The organism is Streptomyces sp. NPDC092296, from assembly GCF_044755465.1.
In the GTDB taxonomy this organism is placed as follows: Bacteria; Actinomycetota; Actinomycetes; order Streptomycetales; family Streptomycetaceae; genus Peterkaempfera.
In genome coordinates this window covers 70,591-90,075 of the sequence record NZ_JBIVRB010000001.1, presented here as the reverse complement: position 1 = coordinate 90,075, position 19,485 = coordinate 70,591, and the positions used below count along the sequence as shown (strand labels likewise).

13 protein-coding genes, 4 tRNA genes and 3 pseudogenes are annotated in these 19,485 nt (G+C 71.4%); 8 read left to right on the top strand and 12 right to left on the bottom strand.

Annotated elements, in window-relative coordinates; translation table 11 throughout:
• Positions 1-95: 95 nt before the first annotated feature.
• Positions 96-1,178 (top strand): phosphoribosylformylglycinamidine cyclo-ligase, encoded by a 1,083-nt coding sequence (gene purM / locus ACIQGZ_RS00440; RefSeq protein ID WP_402598351.1) that lies wholly within the window; start codon positions 96-98, stop codon positions 1,176-1,178.
• Between the two features lie 78 nt (positions 1,179-1,256).
• On the opposite strand, the gene ACIQGZ_RS00435 is transcribed toward purM, so the two are convergent.
• Positions 1,257-1,499 carry a DUF3073 domain-containing protein gene (locus ACIQGZ_RS00435; RefSeq protein WP_402598349.1) on the bottom strand — a complete coding sequence of 81 codons (243 nt, stop codon included), beginning with the start codon at positions 1,497-1,499 and terminating at the stop codon, positions 1,257-1,259.
• 392 nt (positions 1,500-1,891) lie between these two features.
• Complete coding sequence (locus tag ACIQGZ_RS00430; protein WP_402599935.1) at positions 1,892-2,998, bottom strand: Glu/Leu/Phe/Val dehydrogenase dimerization domain-containing protein; 1,107 nt, start codon at positions 2,996-2,998, stop codon at positions 1,892-1,894.
• A 212-nt stretch (positions 2,999-3,210) separates the two neighbouring features.
• On the opposite strand from ACIQGZ_RS00430, the gene ACIQGZ_RS00425 reads away from it, so the two are divergent.
• Positions 3,211-4,146 carry a hypothetical protein gene (locus ACIQGZ_RS00425; protein ID WP_402598348.1) on the top strand — a complete coding sequence of 312 codons (936 nt, stop codon included), beginning with the start codon at positions 3,211-3,213 and terminating at the stop codon, positions 4,144-4,146.
• A gap of 558 nt (positions 4,147-4,704) precedes the next feature.
• Entirely contained in the window at positions 4,705-4,911 is a 207-nt protein-coding gene (gene bldC, locus ACIQGZ_RS00420) for a developmental transcriptional regulator BldC (protein WP_003949541.1), read from the top strand.
• Positions 4,912-5,386: 475 nt separating this feature from the next.
• On the opposite strand, the gene ACIQGZ_RS00415 is transcribed toward bldC, so the two are convergent.
• Positions 5,387-5,460: transfer RNA gene (locus ACIQGZ_RS00415), tRNA-Asp, on the bottom strand.
• Positions 5,461-5,556: 96 nt separating this feature from the next.
• A complete protein-coding gene (gene hrpA / locus ACIQGZ_RS00410) occupies positions 5,557-9,492 on the bottom strand; it encodes an ATP-dependent RNA helicase HrpA (protein ID WP_402598346.1) in 3,936 nt (1,311 codons plus the stop codon).
• Between the two features lie 331 nt (positions 9,493-9,823).
• On the opposite strand from hrpA, the gene ACIQGZ_RS00405 reads away from it, so the two are divergent.
• Complete coding sequence (locus tag ACIQGZ_RS00405) at positions 9,824-11,104, top strand: ATP-binding protein (protein WP_402598344.1); 1,281 nt, start codon at positions 9,824-9,826, stop codon at positions 11,102-11,104.
• A gap of 103 nt (positions 11,105-11,207) precedes the next feature.
• On the opposite strand, the pseudogene ACIQGZ_RS00400 reads toward ACIQGZ_RS00405, so the two are convergent.
• Positions 11,208-12,495: pseudogene (locus tag ACIQGZ_RS00400) on the bottom strand (IS256 family transposase).
• A 113-nt stretch (positions 12,496-12,608) separates the two neighbouring features.
• Between ACIQGZ_RS00400 and ACIQGZ_RS00395 the strand changes: the two are divergent.
• The 3 genes and pseudogenes from ACIQGZ_RS00395 to ACIQGZ_RS00385 form a co-directional block, all read left to right on the top strand.
• A complete protein-coding gene (locus ACIQGZ_RS00395; protein ID WP_402598342.1) occupies positions 12,609-12,851 on the top strand; it encodes a hypothetical protein in 243 nt (80 codons plus the stop codon).
• Positions 12,848-13,237, top strand: a pseudogene (locus ACIQGZ_RS00390) (creatininase family protein); the annotation flags it as partial. The gene ACIQGZ_RS00395 and the pseudogene ACIQGZ_RS00390, both read left to right, overlap by 4 nt.
• A gap of 68 nt (positions 13,238-13,305) precedes the next feature.
• Positions 13,306-13,491: pseudogene (locus tag ACIQGZ_RS00385) on the top strand (tyrosine-type recombinase/integrase); the annotation flags it as partial.
• 206 nt (positions 13,492-13,697) lie between these two features.
• On the opposite strand, the gene ACIQGZ_RS00380 reads toward ACIQGZ_RS00385, so the two are convergent.
• From ACIQGZ_RS00380 to ACIQGZ_RS00350, 7 genes are all read right to left on the bottom strand, one after another.
• The gene (locus ACIQGZ_RS00380; RefSeq protein ID WP_402600022.1) at positions 13,698-14,558 is read right to left on the bottom strand and encodes a hypothetical protein; all 861 of its coding nucleotides are present in this window, start codon (positions 14,556-14,558) and stop codon (positions 13,698-13,700) included.
• A 65-nt stretch (positions 14,559-14,623) separates the two neighbouring features.
• A complete protein-coding gene (locus ACIQGZ_RS00375) occupies positions 14,624-15,754 on the bottom strand; it encodes an NADAR family protein (RefSeq protein ID WP_402598340.1) in 1,131 nt (376 codons plus the stop codon).
• 271 nt (positions 15,755-16,025) lie between these two features.
• Positions 16,026-16,099 (bottom strand) — tRNA-Phe (locus ACIQGZ_RS00370).
• 35 nt (positions 16,100-16,134) lie between these two features.
• A tRNA-Asp gene (locus ACIQGZ_RS00365) sits at positions 16,135-16,208 on the bottom strand.
• Positions 16,209-16,245: 37 nt separating this feature from the next.
• Positions 16,246-16,318 (bottom strand) — tRNA-Glu (locus tag ACIQGZ_RS00360).
• A gap of 121 nt (positions 16,319-16,439) precedes the next feature.
• Positions 16,440-17,969, bottom strand: a complete 1,530-nt coding sequence (locus ACIQGZ_RS00355) for a metallophosphoesterase (RefSeq protein WP_402598338.1) — start codon at positions 17,967-17,969, stop codon at positions 16,440-16,442.
• Positions 17,970-18,069: 100 nt separating this feature from the next.
• Positions 18,070-18,411 (bottom strand): metallopeptidase family protein, encoded by a 342-nt coding sequence (locus ACIQGZ_RS00350; protein WP_402599934.1) that lies wholly within the window; start codon positions 18,409-18,411, stop codon positions 18,070-18,072.
• A gap of 170 nt (positions 18,412-18,581) precedes the next feature.
• On the opposite strand from ACIQGZ_RS00350, the gene ACIQGZ_RS00345 reads away from it, so the two are divergent.
• Positions 18,582-19,241, top strand: coding sequence for a hypothetical protein (locus ACIQGZ_RS00345; RefSeq protein ID WP_402598337.1), 660 nt, complete (start codon positions 18,582-18,584; stop codon positions 19,239-19,241).
• Positions 19,242-19,485 lie beyond the last annotated feature (244 nt).

Sequence of the window (19,485 nt, the reverse complement as noted above, 5' to 3'; positions counted from 1 at the left end):
GCCCGTACCGATCGCGTACGGGCCTGCGGCCGCCGCTCCCACCCCGCATTTCGCACCCCGCACCACTCTCCCCACGACCCGAGAGGGCCGCTCCCGTGACCGAACAGACCTCCTCCGGCGCCACCTATGCGGCGGCCGGTGTCGACATCGAGGCCGGCGACCGTGCCGTCGAGCTGATGAAGAGCTCCGTCGGCAGGGCCACCCGGCCCGAGGTGGTCGGCGGCCTCGGCGGCTTCGCCGGGCTCTTCGACGCCTCCGCCTTCAAGCGGTACGAGCGGCCGCTGCTGGCCACCTCGACCGACGGCGTCGGCACCAAGGTCGCCATCGCGCAGGCGATGGACAAGCACGACACCATCGGGCGCGACCTGGTCGGGATGGTCGTCGACGACCTGGTGGTCTGCGGTGCCGAGCCGCTCTTCATGACCGACTACATCGCCACCGGCAAGGTGCACCCCGAGCGGATCGCCGCCATCGTGGGGGGCATCGCGGAGGGCTGCGTGCTGGCCGGCTGCGCCCTGGTCGGCGGCGAGACCGCCGAGCACCCCGGGCTGCTCTCGCCGGACGAGTACGACGTGGCGGGCGCCGGCACCGGTGTGGTGGAGGCGGACGCGCTGCTGGGCGCCGAGCGGGTCCGGGCCGGTGACGTGGTGATCGCGATGGCCGCCTCCGGGCTGCACTCCAACGGATACTCGCTGGTCCGCCATGTGCTGCTGGACCGGGCCGGCTGGAAGCTGGACCGGGAGGTCGCGGAGTTCGGCCGCACGCTGGGCGAGGAGCTGCTGGAGCCCACCCGGATCTACTCGCTGGACTGCCTGGCGCTGACCCGGACCGCCGAGGTGCACGCCTTCTCGCACATCACCGGTGGCGGCCTGGCCGCCAATCTGGCCCGGGTCGTCCCGGACCACCTGCACGCCCGGCTGGACCGTGGCACCTGGACCCCGCTGCCGATCTTCCAGACCGTCGCCGAGGTCGGCAAGGTGTCCACCCTGGAGATCGAGAAGACCCTCAACATGGGGGTCGGCATGGTCGCCGTGGTGCCGCCGGAGTCGGTCGACGTGGTGCTGTCGGCACTGGCCGACCGCGACCTGGAGGCATGGCTGCTCGGAGACGTCGTGGAGCGCGGCGCCGAGCACGAGTCCGGCGCCACGCTCTACAACAGCTATCCGACCGCCGGCTGAGCATCGCGCCGGCGCCACATACGCCAAGGCCCGGTCCGGGGTACGGGACCCCGGACCGGTGCGGAGGCGGAGTGAGGGCTAGGCGCCCCGGCGGGAACGACTGCCGTCCTCGCCGTCGCCCTCGTCGGAGTAGTAATCCGCATACGACCCGTAGGGGTCGTCCTCGTCCTCGTCCTCGAACGGCTCGCCGTTGACCGGCACCGGCTCGTTCGACGGTACGCCCAGCTCCTGGGACAGACGGGAAGCGTCGAAGCCGCCGCTGTTGTACTTCAGCTGGCGGGCGACCTTCGTCTGCTTGGCCTTGGCCCGGCCGCGCCCCATGGGTCGACCCCCTCAACGACGGGGCTCACGGCCCCGAGTCTGACACGCGTTCATGTGCGGGAACGGTCTCTCCGAATCGAGAGAACCGCTCCTTAGAGCAATAACGGTACCTGCTTCCGCCGCCGGGCGGTACGTCGCCCGGACGACGTGGCGCAGACTACCGTGCCTCGCGACTGCGTCGTTCCTGGTCACGAGGGTAGCCGACTGCTTCCGCAGGGCGGCCGGGGGAGCCTGCTGACCGCCGTCGCAGGACCGATTATCCCCCGCCGGAGGGCGTCGCATCCCCCGTTCGGAGCCATCGGGTGAGAACCGCGTTCTCATTCTGGCAGGTCACCGGCGCGCGCGGTGGGGGCGGCCGCGCCGCGCCGGTGACCAATCACACACCGGGGCCGCTAGCCCCGGCTGCCGTCCGGCAGCAGGATCGTCCGCAGCCGGCCGATCTCCGACATCCGGCGCTCGGCCAGCCGGTCGGCGGCCGCGGCCGGCGGGACGCCGTCCGCCGTCGCCAGGGCGAAGATCTCCAGCGTGGTGTCGTAGATCTTGGACGCCTTGTTGCGGGCCCGCTCGAAGGAGAACCCGTGGATCTCGTCGGCCACCTGGATCACGCCGCCGGCGTTCACCACGTAGTCGGGCGCGTACAGGATGCCCCGGTCGGCCAGGTCCTTCTCCACCCCGGCGTGGGCGAGCTGGTTGTTGGCCGCGCCGCAGACCACCGAGGCGGTCAGCGCGGGCACGGTGCCGTCGTTCAGCGCGCCGCCGAGTGCGCAGGGGGCGTACACGTCCAGATCGGCGCGGATCAGCGCGTCGGCGTCCGCGACCACCTCGACCTGCGGGTGCGCGGCGCGGACCCGGGCGATCGACGCCTCGCTGATGTCGGTGATCAGCACCGTCGCGCCGTCCTCGACCAGGTGCTGCACCAGGTGGTGCCCGACCTTGCCGACCCCGGCCACGCCGACCCGCCGACCGCGCAGGGTCGGTGTGCCCCAGAGGTGCTGGGCGCTGGCCCGCATGCCCTGGAAGACGCCGTACGCGGTCAGCACCGAGGAGTCGCCGGCGCCGCCGTGCTCCGGCGAGCGGCCGGTCACCCAGTCGCACTCGCGGGCGATGACGTCCATGTCGGCCACGTAGGTGCCGACGTCGCAGGCGGTGATGTAGCGCCCCCGCAGGGACTGCACGAAGCGCCCGTAGGCGCGGAGCAGCGCCTCGGTCTTGATCTCGGCCGGGTCGCCGATGATGACGGCCTTGCCGCCGCCGTGGTCGAGTCCTGCAAGGGCGTTCTTGTACGACATGCCGCGCGAGAGGTTGAGCGCGTCCTGGACGGCCGCCTCCTCGGAGGCGTACGGGTAGAAGCGCGTCCCACCGAGGGCGGGGCCGAGCGCGGTGGAGTGGAGGGCGATGACCGCCTTGAGGCCCGAGTGCCGGTCGTGGCAGAGGACGACCTGCTCGTGGCCGTCGCCGGGGGCTCCCTCCGACTCGGTTCCGAAGATGCGGCTGAGCACCCCGGTGCTGGTGGACGGGGCTGACTGCTGCTGTACGTCGGTCACTGTGGTGACTCCCGTGGTACGGCCCGCTGCTGTGGGTGCGGGCGCCTGCACCGAAGCGTAGGTCCTGGCGGTCCCGTCGGGTATGGCGGGCGCGGGAAGTCACCCCGCCGGATGCCGGACGGCGAACCCGGCCCTTCCGCCCCCGGGCCGACCCGGCGCGTGCGACGATGCCTTGCGTGACTGCCGTGCGGACCTCGGTACTCCCGCCCTACGCCGCCTATCTGCGTGTGTACGAGCCGCTGGCTGCCTTCCCGGAGCCGGACCGGGCGCACTGGCAGGCGTACGCGGCGCGGCGCGGCGCGGACGCCGACTCGGTGCAGACCGCGCCCTCCGCACTGGACGAGCGCCGCCGTGGCCTGGCCGAGCTGGGGACGGTCACCCCCAAGGCGCTGCCCGAGCGGGAGAGCCGGGACGCGCTAGTGCGGGTGGTGGACGGGGTGACCTATGTCTGCCCCTCCCGGCTGCGGTTGCGCAGCTGGCTGGCGCTGGAGGAGCTGAAGGAGGAGCTGCCGCGCCCGCTGCTGGACGCGGTGCTGCCGCCGGCGGTGCGCGAGCAGGCCGAGGCGGACTGGGAGCGCTGGCGGGCGGACCATCCGGACGGCCGGCCGTGGATTCTGACCCGCACCTGGCATGTGCCGGTGCGGTGGTTCCTGCTCTTCTCCGACGAGGAGCGGCGTTTCGCCCCGGCGCTGCCGCCCGCGCCCGCCGAGGGCGCCGAGGCCGCCGCTGGTGGCCGGGGGGAGGCGGGCAGGGGGGCGCCGCCCGCGCTGTTCTACCTGACGCCGATGGCGCAGGCCCGGCGGCGGCTGGCGCGGGGCTACCGGGTGCTCCGGGAGAACCTGGAGGAGGGCCCGCTGGTCTCCGGGGTCGAGCAGGTCGGCCGCTGGCTGGAGGAGTTCCACCCCCGGTCGCTGGTGGAGCTGGACTACGGCGGCCTGGTGCACGCCATCCCGGAGGCGCGGCTGGCCGAGGACCGGTCGGCCGCCGAGGTGGCGGAGGGCATCGCCGCGCTGCGGGCCGGGGACGGCGTGCGGGCCGGCCGGGCGTACCGGACGGTGACGGAGCGCTGGCGGCTGGTGCAGGAACTGCTCTACGCGAGCTGACGGCGGTGCCCGCCAGGGTGGCGGGTTCCCGCCAGGGGTTGATCACGCCATGATCAATGCGGTGGGCTTGTCGGACATGCGTGGCATCCTGCGTGTCGGGGCGGGCTGCTTTGCGTGTTCCAAGGCCGTCGTCCCCTTTTGGGTCAATACCTCGGAAACGTGACGCTACTCACCGTTGACGTGAGGTGGTCCCTATGTGGCAAAATAGGACAACAAGACCAGCTGTCGGTGGATGTGCCCACTTTTGGGTGTATCCACGGGGGGATGAGGTCTTTGTGGGAGAGCAGTACCTCGACGATGTCATGACCGATCGTCACTTTGGGGTGACTGTCCGCTATGGCATGGTCCATCGGCTTCCGTCGACCTTGGCCCCGTGAGGTGCCAATTCCGGCGGTTTGGCCGATGGAGCTGGACGGATGGTGTAGTTGTAGTCCCCAGGACAAGCCGTTCGTCCTATTACCGACTCGGCCCGTGTATGCCATTTCGGGCATCGCGGGTCAAGGTGCAGAATTTGAAGGAAAGAACCGTGTTGGTTCGGTTCTCCCGAGGAGGCCGCTCATGACCGCTCGCACCCCTGACGCCGAGCCGCTGCTGACGCCGGCTGAGGTCGCCACCATGTTCCGCGTGGACCCCAAGACGGTCACACGCTGGGCCAAGGCCGGCAAGCTCACGTCCATCCGCACGCTCGGCGGGCACCGCCGCTACCGGGAGGCGGAGGTTCGCGCCCTGCTCGCGGGTATCCCGCAGCAGCGCAGCGAAGCCTGACGCTTCGACAGCGGCCCCTTCCCAGGCCACTGGGCGGTCGACGCGCCAGCGACGCGTCCGCCCCCGGAGACCGGGAACTCAGGGTCTCAGCCAGACCGCACAAGAGGTCGTATCGGACTCCGCCGGGTCCGATACGACCTCTTGTCATTCCCCGACACGTCGACTGTCGGACACCTGTGCAATTTCATATGTTAAATCGCGAGGCGGCCGAGAGTGCTCCGAAGGGCCCCGCTCCGCAACGACTTCCGTGACACCCGTCACATGAGGCGCCCTCTTGCGCACCTCGCCCTACCTGGGATACCGGTCCTGACCTCGATCACAGCGGCCCGTCGGGACCGCCGACGGTACACCGCCGCACCCGCCCGCCGTACCCGCCGAACGGCTGGACCCGCCCGAGCCGGAGGGGGCCGGACGGGGCCGCACACGGCAAAGCGAGAGGCCCGGAACCTCACGGCTCCGGGCCTCTCGCCTCTTGCGATCCCGACGGGACTTGAACCCGCGACCTCCACCTTGACAGGGTGGCGAGCTAACCAACTGCTCCACGGGACCAGGATCTTCCTGCGTCGCTGCTCGCGCGGCGACAACACTGATGTTACTGCATGCGGAGCCCCAGGTCGAACCGCCTCCCGGGGCCCCGCAGGCGGCTCAGGCGGCCGCCGCCTCCATGGCCTTGCTGATCCGCTTCTCCGAGATCGGCGTCGGCGTACCGAGGGTCTGCGCGAAGAAGCTGACCCGCAACTCCTCCAGCATCCAGCGAATCCGCAGCAGCTCCTCGGAGGGTCGGTGCCCGGCCGGTACGGCGGCCAGCAGCGCCGCGTACTCCTCCTGGAGCAGCTGCACCCGCCGCAGATGCTGGAGGTCCCGCTGCGGATGGTCCGGCAGCGCCTCCAGCCGCCGCTCGGCGGCCAGCAGATAGCGCTTGAGGTCGGGCAGCCGCGCCCAGCCCGTCCCGGTGACGAAACCGGGGTGCACCAGCGCCGCCAGCTGCGCCCTGACATCCGTCACCGCCGGCAGCAGCACCGGGCTGCTGACCGCCTTCAGCCGGTTCGCGGCCCGCTGGAAGGCGATCAGCGCCGAGGCGGTCTTCAACGTGGTGTCCGCCGCGGTGTCGTACAGGTCCGCCCGCACCCGGTCGCGCAGCTTGCCGAAGCCCTCCTCGTCCCAGGCGGGCCCTCCGGCGTCCGCGACCAGTTTGTCAGTGGCACAGGAGACGATGTCGTCGAAGAGGGGGGCGATGCCGCCGTGCGGATTGTTCGACAGCGCCAGCTTGGCCTGGTTGCCCAGCCTGCCCTGGATGGACTTCACCGGAGAGGGGGTGGTCAGCATCAGCAGTCGGCGGGTGCCCGCCCACATCGAGTGCGCCTGCTCCTCCGCCGTGTCGTACAGGCGTACCGAGACCGAGCCGCCGTCGTCCGCCAGCGCCGGATAGGCGCGGATGGCGTGGCCGTGGCTGCGCCGCTCGAAGGTACGCGGCAGCGTCGGCACGCCGACCGGCCAGGCCGTCAGCCCCTCCTGCTCCAGGCCGTGCCCGGAGGCCGCCGACGACAGGGTGGCCTTCAGCTTGGGTTTCAGCCGCAGCCGCAGCTCCTCCAGGTCCTTGGACTCGGCAAGCCTGCGCCGGCGCTCGTCCACCACCCGGAAGGTGACCCGCAGATGCTCGGGCACGGGCGTCTGCCCCCATGCCTCCGGCGGGATCGTCACCCCGGTCATCCGGCGCAGCTCCCGCTCCAGCGCGGGCAACAGCGGCTCCTGGCGCGGCGTCAGCCGCTGGAGCACCGCCTTGGCGAAGTTCGGCGCCGGTACGAAGTTGCGGCGCACCGCCTTGGGCAGCGACCGGATCAGCGCGGTGACCAGCTCCTCGCGCAGCCCCGGGATCTGCCAGTCGAAGCCCTCGGAGGAGACCTGGTTGAGCACCGGCAGCGGCAGGTGCACGGTGACCCCGTCCGCGTCGCTGCCCGGCTCGAACTGGTACGTGAGGCGGAACCGCAGCTTGCCCTGCTGCCAGTGGTCCGGGTAGTCCTCCTCGGTGATGCCGCCCGCCGACTCGTTGATCAGCATCGACTTCTCGAAGGACAGCAGATCGGGCTCGTCCCGCCGCGCCTGCTTCCACCAGGAGTCGAAGTGCCGGGCCGAGACCACGTCCTCCGGCAGCCGCTGGTCGTAGAAGTCGAACAGCGTCTCGTCGTCCACCAGGATGTCGCGGCGCCGTGCCCGGTTCTCCAGCTCCTCCACCTCGGAGAGCAGCCGGCGGTTCTCCGCGAAGAACCGGTGGTGCGACTCCCAGTCGCCCTCCACCAGCGCATTGCGGATGAACAGCTCCCGGCACAGCTCCGGGTCGATCCGCCCGTAGTTCACCTTGCGCTGCGCCACGATCGGTACGCCGTACAGCGTCACCTTCTCGTACGCGAGGACGGCACCGGCCTTCTTCTCCCAGTGCGGCTCGCTGTAGGTGTGCTTGACCAGGTGCCCGGCCAGCGGCTCCACCCACTCCGGCTCGATCTTCGCGTTGATCCGCGCCCACAGCCGGGAGGTCTCCACCAGCTCCGCCGACATCACCCAGCGCGGTGGCTTCTTGAACAGCCCCGAGCCGGGGAAGACCGCGAAGCGCGCCCCCCGGGCGCCGACGTACTCGCGCTTCTCCACGTCCATCAGACCGATGTGCGACAGCAGGCCGGACAGCAGCGAGGTGTGGATGCGCTGCGCGTCCGGCTCGGCGCCCGGCTCGGGTTCGGTGATCTGGACGCCCAGCTGCTTGGCGACCGTCCGCAGCTGGGAGTAGATGTCCTGCCACTCCCGTATCCGCAGGTAGTTCAGGAACTCCGACTTGCACATCCGGCGGAAGGCGGAGGAGGACAGCTCCTTCTGCTGCTCCCGGACATAGCGCCAGAGGTTGAGGTAGGCCAGGAAGTCGGAGGTCTCGTCCGCGAAGCGGCGGTGCCGCTCGTCCGCCGCCTGCTTCTTCTCGCCGGGCCGCTCGCGCGGGTCCTGGATGGACAGCGCCGCCGCGATCACCATGACCTCGCGCACGCAGCCGTTGCGGTCCGCCTCCAGCACCATCCGGGCCAGCCGGGGGTCGACCGGGAGCTGGGCCAGCTTGCGGCCGAGCGGGGTGAGCCGCTTGCGGGGGTCCTGCTGGGCCGGGTCGAGGGCGCCCAGCTCATGCAGCAGATTGACGCCGTCGCGGATGTTGCGCGAGTCCGGCGGGTCGATGAAGGGGAAGGCCGCGATGTCGCCCAGCCCGGCCGCCGTCATCTGCAGGATGACCGACGCCAGGTTGGTGCGCAGGATCTCCGCGTCGGTGAACTCCGGGCGGGAGAGGAAGTCCTCCTCGGAATACAGCCGGATGCAGATGCCGTCCGAGGTGCGGCCGCAGCGCCCCTTGCGCTGGTTGGCGCTGGCCTGGCTGACGGCCTCGATCGGCAGCCGCTGCACCTTGGTGCGGTGGCTGTAACGGGAGATCCGGGCGGTGCCGGGGTCGATGACGTACTTGATCCCGGGGACGGTCAGCGAGGTCTCGGCCACATTGGTGGCCAGCACGATCCGCCGCCCGCCGTGCCGCTGGAAGACCCGGTGCTGCTCGGCGGAGGAGAGCCGGGCGTACAGCGGCAGCACCTCGGTGTTGCGCAGGTTCATCCGCCCCAGCGCGTCGGCGGTGTCGCGGATCTCCCGCTCGCCGGAGAGGAAGACCAGGATGTCGCCCGGCCCCTCGGCCTGGAGCTCCACCGCCGCGTCGCAGATCGCCTGCACCTGGTCGCGGTCCCGCTCGACCTCCTCGGCCCCGTCGCCCTCCTCCACCACCGGGCGGTAGCGGACCTCCACGGGGTAGGTCCGCCCGGACACCTCGATCACCGGGGCGTTGTCGAAGTGCCGCGAGAACCGCTGCGGGTCGATGGTGGCGGAGGTGATCACGACCTTGAGGTCGGGCCGGCGGGGCAGCAGCTGCCGCAGATAGCCCAGGATGAAGTCGATGTTGAGGCTGCGCTCGTGCGCCTCGTCGATGATCAGGGTGTCGTACTGGCGCAGCTCGCGGTCGGTCTGGATCTCGGCCAGCAGGATGCCGTCCGTCATCAGCTTCACCAGGGTGTCCTGGCCCACCTGGTCGGTGAAGCGGACCTTCCAGCCGACCGCCTCGCCCAGCGGGGTGTCCAGCTCCTCCGCGACCCGCTCGGCCACCGTGCGGGCGGCGATCCGGCGCGGCTGGGTGTGCCCGACCAGGCCGCGTACGCCGCGACCCAGCTCCAGGCAGATCTTGGGGATCTGGGTGGTCTTGCCGGAGCCGGTCTCGCCCGCGACGATCACCACCTGGTGGTCGCGGATGGCGGCCAGGATGTCGTCCTTCTTCTGGCTCACCGGCAGCTCGGCGGGATAGCTGATCCCGGGCACCGCGGCCCGCCGCTGCTCCAGCCGCAGCTCGGCCTTGTCGATCTCGGCCGACAGCTCCTCGATGACGCTGCGGCGGGCCTCCGGGTTCCGCAGCCGGCGTGCGCCGTCCAGGCGCCGCTCCAGCCGCCGCTGGTCGCGCAGCATCAGCTCGGGCAGGCGGGCCTGCAGGTCGGAGAAGGCAGAACTCACGGAGGGCATCCCCATACAGTCGCAAGAAACGGCGGGCGGCCGCACGCGGGTTTTGCCCGGCGTGCTGCCGCTGTCCACAGCCAGTGTGCGACAGGTGCCCCGGCCGCTGCCGCAGGGCCCGCACCTCGGCGCGCGGAAAGGCCCCTTCGGCCGGGCCACCGGGTCCGCGCCGAACTGCCGATGCGGCTCTCCGACGTGGACGGCCTGTACGGGGGCCGCCGCCCACCCGGCGGCCGGACTGCCCCGGGCGGCGGCATCGCCCCGACCTGGCAGGCAGGGCGCCGGGGGGACACAATGGAACTTCCCGGACAGACCAGGGTGCGACGGGCAGGTGGTAGCGATGCCCGCATGGCGTCTCCGCGACTATCACGACGACGATCTCGACCAGGCGATCCGGATCTGGGACCAGAACCGCCAGGCCGATGACCGGGACCCGGTCTTCCCGGTCTCCGAGGTGATGGCCGCAGCCCGAGCGGGCCAGGCGGCGGTGGTCGCGGTGGTCGGTGACGAACTGGTCGGCATGGCGGTGGCGCAGACCCAGGGCGAGCGGGCGTGGGTGGTGCTGGTGGCCCTCTCGCCCCGCTGGCGCGACCGCGGCATCGGCAGCGCCCTGCTCGCCGAGCTGGAGCGGCGGCTGCGAGCGCTGGGCGTACGCCGGGTCAGCGCCCTGCTGCCCGCGAGCGCCACCGGGACGAAGGCCCTGGAGCACTCCGGCTATCTGACCCGGACGGGTCTCGTCTACTACGAGCGGATCGAGCCGCCCGGAGCGGCCAACACGGAGGTGATCGACCACCTGGGCGGCCGGATGCTGCCCCCCGGACTCTGGGAGGGCATGGCCGGCATGGAGCGGGAGAAGCAGGTCGTCGAACGACGGATCGTGCTGCCGCTCACGGAACCGGCGGTGGCCGACCGCTATGGCGTCACCCCGCCGAAGGCGGCCATCCTGTTCGGCCCGCCCGGCACGGGGAAGACCAGCTTCGCCAAGGCGGTGGCCTCCCGGCTGAGCTGGCCGTTCGTGGAACTGTTCCCGTCCCGGCTGGCGGCGGCCACCGACGCCGGGCTGGCCGCCGCCCTGCGGGACGTCTTCGCGGACCTCGCCGCGCTGGACTCGGTGCTGCTGTTCATCGACGAGGTCGAGGAGATCGCCGGCACCAGGTCCGGTCAGGCCGTCGACCCCAGCCACGGCGTCACCAATGAACTGCTCAAACTCATCCCCGGCTTCCGCGAACACGACGACCGCCTGCTGACCTGCGCCACCAACTCCGTACGCTCCCTCGACCCGGCCTTTCTGCGTCCGGGCCGCTTCGACTACGTCATCCCGATCGGGCCACCCAACCCGGCGGCCCGCGCGGCGATCTGGACCCGCTACCTCGGACCCGCCTCCGACACGGTGGACCTGGACCATCTGGTGCGGGTCAGTGAACTGTTCACCCCGGCCGACATCGAGTTCGCCGCCCGCAAGGGCGCGCAGGCGGCGTTCGAACGCGAACTCGTCCACCGCCGGGGCGCCCCGGCCACCACCGAGGACTACCTCATCGCCGTCGCTGACACCCGGCCGACGCTCACCGCCCAGGCGATCGAGGAGTTCACCGAGGACATCGCAACCTACAGCCGCCTCTGACCCGCGCCGGCAGCTCGGGTGGCGTCCGGTCGCGAAGGATGTGGGCCCAACTGCCGGCACCGTAGGGACTGTCCAGCCAACGGTGTGACTCGTGTGGTGTGGGTTATCGGCGGCCGATGGAGAGTCGGCCGTCGAAGGCGATGTCGAAGGCCTGCAGTGCGGGCTTCCATCGCGTGGTCCAGCGTTTGCGGTCCTGCCCGGTGGGGTCCAGGCTCATCACCGCCATGTAGACGCACTTGAGCGCTGCGGCCTCGTTCGGGAAGTGCCCGCGGGCGCGGACGGCCTTGCGGATGCGCGCGTTGACGCTCTCGATCGCGTTCGTCGTGCGGACGGTCCGGCGGATCTCGGCGTCGAACTGGAGGAACGGCACGAACTCGGCCCAGGCGTTCTCCCAGAGCCGTACGATCGCCGGGTATCTGCCGCCCCATTCCTCGGCGAAGTCCAGGAAGCGTTCCTCGGCGGCCTTCGCGGTGGGGGCGGTGCAGACGGGCTTGAGCCCGCGGGAGGTCTTGTCCCAGTCCTGGCGGCCCGTGTAGCGGAACGAGGCCCGCAGCAGGTGGACGACGCAGGTCTGCGTGACCGCCCGGGGGCCAGACCGCTCCGATCGCGTCCGGCAGGCCCTTGAGACCGTCGCAGACGACCATGCACACGTCTTCGACGCCGCGGTTCTTGATCTCCGTGAGGACCTGGAGCCAGTACCTGGCGCCCTCGCCTCCGTCGCCGGCCCGCAGACCGGGGATGTCACGGGTGCCGTCCACGGTCACGGCGAGGGCGACATAGACCGGCCGGTTGGCCACCCGCCCGTCGCGGACCTTCACGTGGACGCGGTCGATGAAGACCACCGGGTAGACCGGGTCCGGCGGCCGGTTCTGCCATTCGGCCATCCCGTCCATGACCTTGTCGGCAATGGTCGAGATGGTCTGCTTGGACACGCTGGCGCCGTAGACCTCGGCCAGGTGCGCGGGGATGTCACCGTGCGTCAGACCCCTTGCGGACAGGGACAGCACCATCTCGTCCACGCCGGTCAGCCGGCGCTGGCGCTTCTTGACGGTCTGCGGCTCGAAGCTGCCCCCACGGTCCCGCGGGACTGCGATCTCGACCGGGCCGACATCGGTCGGCACGGTCCTGGAGCGGACGCCGTTGCGGCTGTTGCCGCTGCCCGCGCCGGCCGGATCGTGCTTCTCGTAGCCGAGGTGGTCGGTGATCCCACCCTCCAGGGCGGACTCCAGCACACGCTTGGCCAGCCGCTGCAGCAGCCCTCCCTCACCGGTCAACTGGAGCCCGCTCGCGCGGGCCCGGTCGACCAGCTGCCCGATCAACTGCTCGTCCAGCACGTCCGCCGGCAGCTCGACCGGCAGGACCCCTTCAACCCCCTCAACCGAGGCAGTCACGTCGCTCATCAGGTGCTACTTCCATGATCGGGAGTTACACCGAAGACCGTACAGACCCGCGCCGAGCTGGCAGCAGCACCTTCAAGCACCACAACCGGCCCTACAGCGAAATCATGGAGGAGTCCCCGTTCAACCAGGTCGAAGAGGTCCGGGTGCCGGTCCAGCGCACCTGGACCACCGAGGGCATCCTCGGCTACCTCTACTCGACCAGCTTCGCCGCACCCCATCTCTTCGGCGATCGACTCGCCGACTTCGAGGCCGCTGTCCGAGCCGCCCTCGCCGAGCACAGCAGCGACGACACGTTCCTCGAGGACAACGAGTTCCTCATCCGGATCGGCCGCCGGAGCAGGACGTGACGCCAGCCGCAGCAACGGCTCGGCAGTACGGTCGGCTTGCCGCCCCGGACGTCGCTGCCGAGCTCGGTGCCGGATCGGTGCTGTGCCTGCCGATCGGCTCCGTCGAACAGCACGGCCCCCACCTGCCGTTGAACACGGACACGGTCATCGCGGAGCAGTTCACCACCCGGCTGGTCGAGCGCTACGGCGACCACCACGACTTGTGGGTGCTGCCGGCGATCCCGTACGGCCTGTCGCTGGAACACATCTGGTCGCCCGGGACGGTCTCGGTGCGGGTGGCGAGCTTCATGTCGCTGCTCGATGCGGTGGTCGGCGGCTACGTCCGATCCACCCCGGCCCGGGGCCTTCTGATCGTCAACGGTCAGGGTGGCAACCGCGGCATCCTGGAGGCCGCACTCTGCCCCGTCCCTGGCGGACTGCGAACAACGCTTCGTGATCTCCGAGGAAGCCCGGCATGGACTGGCAGGAGAACGGCCTCGTCTTCCCGTCCCGGATCGGCACCCCGTACGAGCCGGACAACCTGCGCCGCAGCTGGCACGCGGTCCGCGGGCGCCTCGGCTTGGACGACCTCCGCTTCCACGACCTCCGCCACACCTGCATCACCCTGCTGCTCGACCTCGGAGTGCCCCCGCACATCGTCCGGAAGATCGCCGGCCACAGCGATGTCGGCGTGACCATGAAGGTCTACGCGCACGCCTCCCTCGCCGAGCGCCTCAAGGCCCTGAGCCGCCTCGGGGACGCGCTCGCCTCACCGCTTCCCCTGACCCGTCGTCATCCTCCGGCGTCCGGTAGGACCCAAATCCATTGGGCCTGCCGGGCACCGGTGTCACTGGCCCGGCGGCGGGGTCAGGTCGAGGGGCCTCCCTCATCGGCGGGGACGTATCCGCACTGCTTCGGGCCGCAGTGTGTCTTGTGGTCACGGCCCCATAGGCCGGTGTCACGTTCGGTGGCGCGGGCGATGTGGGCGAGACGGCGCTGTCTGAAGCGCGGCACGGTCGAGGGCAGGGCGGCGAAGGTCTCGGGAAGTACGGCCAGCATGCTGCTGACCTGTTCGCCGTCGATCATCGTCAGGAGCACGCGGCACTGCCACCAAGGTCGTCCCGCCTCCGGGTTCGGCCAGTAGTAGTCCGCCGGGTCAGGAAGAAGGTAGTGGGGACCGCTGGGGTCGAGGTGAGCTTGCAGCCAGGGACTGCTCCCGCCCAGGCCCAGCCGCAGGCGTCCGGCTTCCTCGTGGAGGGCGAAGATCGCGTCGCTGTCCAGAGCCTTCAGGACCCGCGCCTCGCGGGGGAGCGGCTGACGACCGGAGGGGGTGTTCACCGGCCAGCCTGCCAGCAAACCTATGCGCTGGCGGGTGCTGAGCGGGGGGACTCCCTTGCGCGGGGTCGGGAGCGGAGGCGGGGGAGTCCACTGGAGCCCGATCTCCTCGACGTGCGAAAGGATCCAGGCTCGTTTCTCCGGGCCGGCTGTGTTCCAGAGCCAGCTCATCGGCCGTTCCCTCATCGCCCGCTCCCGCCTACTGCCGGGCTTCCTGCGGGCGGGACGCCGAGCGCGCGGCGCGTCGCCCACGGGCAGGTTGTGGCCCAGGTCGGCCAGGAGTCTGATGCGGTCGAGGGCCTCGGCGGACGAGACCTCCTCCGGGGACCGCCGAGCGCGGCCGGCCAGGGACCGGATCTCGATGAACGCCTGAATGGCCAGGTGCGCGGCCAAATCCCGGTCGTCGACCTCCCCTGAACGGGTAGGCCCGGTTGCGGGTGAGCTTGTGGACTTTCTGATCATTGCTGTGACAGCTCGGGATCACGGTGGCCGCTGAGCGATTGCCCGGCGACGAGTTCGGATCGGACCAGTTCGAGCAGGCGGCCCATCCAGTTCCGCCCGCGGCTGTCGGGGACGTCCCGCCAGAAGGGGGAGTCCGAGGAGCCGGTGTAGCTGATCCTCGCGTCTCCGGTGGAGAGAAGGATCTCGCCGAGCTCGGGGTGCTGGGCGAACTTCGCGCGCAGCAGCCCGGCCATGACCGCGAGCCGCAGGGCGGGCCAGTCTGCCCGCTGGGCCGCCCGGCCACCCAGATCGTGTGCTTCCCGACCGGACGGCGCCTCCCGGATCCGCAGGCGATCGGCGTCGTCGGCTGCCGACAGGGCCCAGTAGCCGTGGAGTACAGAGGGGTAGGTCTCGTCGGCGAAGACGATCTGTACGGGGTAGTCGTTGCGCAGCACGAACAGGTCCAGCACCTCGGGCCAGCCCTGCGGGTAAACCGTCTGGTGGGAGATCACGGCCGCTCGGCCGGGCCCGGTCGGATCAGCGGCGTACTGGACAGTGCGCCGCTCCTCTTCGCGGGCGGCACCGTCGTACACGCGGTGGAAGTAGTCCAGCACCTCCCGGTGCATATCCGCTGTCACCACCGGACCGTCGCCGTCTACGGCCTCACCCACATCGGTGAGCAGGATCCGCAGGGGGCGGTCCTGGCGGTCCATGTCGCCGAGGACGTAGATCCGGCGGTGCGGCGGCACCGCCAAGTAGGCGTCCCGCAGCAGCCTGCGGTTCGGCTCGTCGGGCTCCCGCTGGTAGCGCTGGATCACCTCCCAGCAGCGCTGTCCGGCGGTCGGTCGGCCGTTGAGCTCCTCGATCTTGTCGGCGACCTCGCTCAGGAACCCTTCCGGGCTCAACGGTTCACCGCGGCGGGAGCGCCACTTCGAGGGTTCGTCACGAAGATCGGGAGCCCCGGGACGTGTCACGGTGATTCGGCCCGAGGCCAGTAGCTTCTCCAAGCCGGCCAGGTCGGTCCGTTCCTGGCACCTGACCGCGCCGTCCGCGAAGACGATCAGATCGTCGAGGAAGTACTCCCCATCCCATTGGCTCCGCTGCCAGACGTGGCACCAGACCCCGTCGACCCTCTCCCCGTCCACCATCCGATATGTCGGTCCCCGCCATGTCATGGCTGCACGCTACTGCTTTGGTGGCGCGGCGACGCGCGTTATTCGGCTCGGCCTCGGGAGGAGGTGGAGTGGCCCAGGCGACGATTCCCTGTGACCGACGTCGCATCGTGCCGGTTGCCGGAGTTCCTGCCTCGACTGCCTGGATCCGCTGCGGTTCGGGCCCGTTGGCGTCAGCGTTGGCGTCAAACGGCACAATGCCCTCGAAGCGATCCGCTTCGAGGGCATTGTGCCTGGTCAGGCTATGTGGCCAGGGCCGGGGTCGAACCGGCGACCTTCCGCTTTTCAGGCGGACGCTCGTACCAACTGAGCTACCTGGCCGTACTGCATTGCGCATCCCCAGGGTAGGGGATGAGCGATCCCGACGGGACTTGAACCCGCGACCTCCACCTTGACAGGGTGGCGAGCTAACCAACTGCTCCACGGGACCTCGTAACGCAGATGGACTCTGCGCATAGGCACTGCGGTGCCCCCAACGGGATTCGAACCCGTGCTACCGCCTTGAAAGGGCGGCGTCCTGGGCCACTAGACGATGAGGGCTTTATGGCCCACCCGGCGTCCTTGCGGCCGTCGGGGACGTCGAGAAGCATATGGGATGCCGGGCGGGAACGCCAAAACCGTTTGCGGCAGGTCGCTCACCGGTCACCGGGGTCGGCGCTGGTCAGCGATCGGCCGTCCGGCTGGGGGCGGGCGTGGCGGTGGGGGTGGACGGTGCTCCCGCCTCGCCGGGTTCGGCGGCCAGGTGGCGGTCGATCTTCGCCGTGGTGCGGCCGAGGCCGCCGAGGGTGATGTCGTCCCAGGCCTGCAACCGGTGGCTGCTCCGGTCGAAGAAGAGCACCGAGAGCTCCACCGGGCTCGGCGGGTTGCTCTCCAGGGCCCGCAGCCCCGAGCCGCCGGTGGAGCCCTGGATGAAGAGCCGGGTGCCGTGGTCCAGCATCCGGGTGGCCCGGACATGGGTGTGGCCGGCCAGGACCAGCGGCACCAGGCCGTCAAGCTGCTGAGCGGCGGTCGGCTCGTGGACGGCGGCGATGTCGGGCGGCGGCCGGGTGGCGGTGATCTTCGCGGCGAACGCCTGGCCCATCGCCACCTCGGCTTCCTCCCCGCCCACCTGCACCGAACGGTCCGGGGTGAACTGCGGGTCGCCCCAGCCCGCGATCCGCAGCCCGGCCACGGTGACGGTGCGGCCCTCGTCCAGCACGATGGCGTGCTTCTGCCGGGCGACGGCCTGCTGACTGCCCGCCGAGTCGTGGTTGCCGCGTACGTAGACGTAGGGCGCGCCCAGGCTGGGGATGTCGTCGGTGAAGGCGTTCTCGGCGGCCGAGCCGTGGTCCATCAGGTCGCCGGTGTCCACGATCACGTCGATCTTGTAGTCGGCGACCACCGACCGGATCAGGTCCCAGGCGGCCGGGTTGAGGTGGATGTCGGAGACGTGCAGCACCCGCACCGTGCCCGGGTCGGGGTTGTAGGCGGGCAGCGTGGTCGCGGTGTCGTACAGCCGGGTCACATTGGTGACCAGCTTGGCCAGTTCACGCCGGTAGACGTCGAAGTCGCTGACGATGCTGCGGGCGTTGCCGACCACCTGCGGCGCGCCGGCCAGCAGGCCGGTGAAGTGCGGTTCCAGCACCGACTTGGGGTTCCAGCTGAGCGCCGCCCCGCCGAAGGTCGCGCCCAGCAGGCCGAGCGAGGTGGCGGCGGCGGTCAGCGCCCGGCCCGGACGCCGGTAGACCACCAGGCCGACCGCGCAGGACCCGGCGGCCACCGCCACCGCCGCGCGCAGCCCCAGGCGCAGCATGCCGTGCTCCACCCCGGTGACCACCTCGTCCTGGAGCCCGGCCAGCCGGGCCGGGTCCTTGGCGATGGCCCGAGCGGCGTCCGGATTCAGCCGCCGTACGTCCACGTCCAGCCGTAGCGGGGCGCGGTGGGTGTCCAACTCCAGGGCGCCCAGCGGCGCGATGTCGACCCGGCTGCCGCCGGCCAGGTCGGGGTGGAGCGACATCCGGGTGTCCATCGGTCCGACCCTGGCCGGTGAGCCGCCCGCCACCAGCAGGCCCAGCCAGCCGCCGATCAGGGCCACGGCGGCCAGCACGGCGGCGCGGCGCAGGCCGGTGGAGAGCCACGGCAGGCGGGGCGGGTGCGGGGCACGGGCCCGGCGGAGCCTGGCGCGCTTCGGGTTGCGCTGGTCGGCGGCCATCGCCCGGAGCATTCCCGCCGGGGGCGCGCGTCATGCGGTACGCGCCCGGCGCCACCCCTCGGGGAGCACCACCCTTCGGCGAGTGCGACCCTTCGGCGGGTCAGGCCCAGCCGAGTTCGTGCAGCCGTTGGTCGTCGATGCCGAAGTGATGGCCGATCTCGTGCACCACGGTGGTGCGGACCTCCTCCACCACCTGCTCGCGGGTCTCGCAGATCCGCAGCGTCGGCCCCTGGTAGACGGTGATCCGGTCGGGCAGCACCCCGGCGTACCACTCGCCGCGCTCGGTCAGCGGGGTCCCCTCGTACAGGCCCAGCAGTTCGGGATCGTCCGGGCCCGGCTCGTCCTCCACGAAGACGGCCACGTTGTCCATGACCTTGGCCAGTTCGGCGGGGATGCGGTCGAGCGCGTCGCCGACCAGGGCCTCGAACTCGTCTCGGGTCATCTCCACCGACCCATTGTCGGCCGGGCGGCCCGATCCGTACACCGGGCCGCGCGGCCGGGCGGCCGTGTCCTCCGGGGCGCGGGCGCGTTGGGCACCTGTAGTGGCCGCACGCAGCGGGCGGTCCCGGTGGGGTGTGTAGCGAGAGGCTTGCTGTGACTCCGGTGACTCCTGTGTCTTCCGAACCGGCCGTGGCGACCGCCGCCACGGCCCGGCCCCCGGCGCGCCGCGCCGCCCTCGGCCGTGCGCTGGCGGTGGCGGCGGCCGGTGTGCTGGCCGCCGCCGCGCTCAGCGGCTGCATGGACGTGAGCCGCGCGCCGACCTCCCAGGGCTCGCAGAACGGCGGTCAGGGCGCCGCCGACCAGGGGTCCGAAGCCACCCCGGGCGGGGCAGCCGCCGGGCCGGGCGGCGCGCAGCCGGTGCCGGCGGGGTCCACCGGCGCGGCGGCGGCCCACTCCCCGGTGCGTCCGACCGGTACGGCCAGCCCCTCCCCGTCCCCGGGCGAGTCGGCCCGTCCCCATGACCGGCCCTCCGAGCACCCGCACCCCGGCGGCCCGGGGGCGAGCGCGGGCAGCGGGTCCGCCGGTGGCGGGGCCGGCGGGGGTGGTGGGCCGGTCGGCGGTGGCGCCGGCGGCTCCGGGGGCCGTTCGTCCGCCGGTACGGACGGCGACGGCGGTACGGGGGGCGGCGGCTCCCGGCCGACGAGCGAGCCGTCGGTCGTCCCGCCGCCGACGCCCGCCGGCGGTCCGTCCAACGCCCCGGACCCGACCCCCAGCCCCAGCAGTGAGGACCCCCCGCCCGCCGCAGGCGACGGCGGCGGCACCGGCGGCTGAGCCGTGGCGACCGGGAATGCGGCGCGGTCCGGTACGGTTGGGCACAACAGCCCGGCGGTGTGTGCCGCTGGGCGGACGGCGGGCGCACCCCTGCTCCAAAGGGGCGATTTGCGTTCGCCCGTTCGTGGCGTCTATAGTGGCAGATCGTTTGATTTCCTCTGCCCGGCGCCGCTCATCTCAGGCGCTCTTGGCGCGTTCCGGCGATCCGTGGCTTGACTGCATCGAGGCGGTCTGTGCGAACCCG

Excerpts from the sequence above, each read along its gene's own strand:
- ACIQGZ_RS00435 (WP_402598349.1), bottom strand. The coding sequence starts at position 1,499 with ATGGGGCGCGGCCGGGCCAAGGCCAAGCAGACGAAGGTCGCCCGCCAG.
- ACIQGZ_RS00425 (WP_402598348.1), top strand. The coding sequence starts at position 3,211 with ATGCCTTGCGTGACTGCCGTGCGGACCTCGGTACTCCCGCCCTACGCC.
- bldC (WP_003949541.1), top strand. The coding sequence starts at position 4,705 with ATGACCGCTCGCACCCCTGACGCCGAGCCGCTGCTGACGCCGGCTGAG.
- hrpA (WP_402598346.1), bottom strand. The coding sequence starts at position 9,492 with ATGCCCTCCGTGAGTTCTGCCTTCTCCGACCTGCAGGCCCGCCTGCCC.
- ACIQGZ_RS00405 (WP_402598344.1), top strand. The coding sequence starts at position 9,824 with ATGCCCGCATGGCGTCTCCGCGACTATCACGACGACGATCTCGACCAG.
- ACIQGZ_RS00395 (WP_402598342.1), top strand. The coding sequence starts at position 12,609 with ATGGAGGAGTCCCCGTTCAACCAGGTCGAAGAGGTCCGGGTGCCGGTC.
- ACIQGZ_RS00375 (WP_402598340.1), bottom strand. The coding sequence starts at position 15,754 with ATGGTGGACGGGGAGAGGGTCGACGGGGTCTGGTGCCACGTCTGGCAG.
- ACIQGZ_RS00355 (WP_402598338.1), bottom strand. The coding sequence starts at position 17,969 with ATGGCCGCCGACCAGCGCAACCCGAAGCGCGCCAGGCTCCGCCGGGCC.
- ACIQGZ_RS00350 (WP_402599934.1), bottom strand. The coding sequence starts at position 18,411 with ATGACCCGAGACGAGTTCGAGGCCCTGGTCGGCGACGCGCTCGACCGC.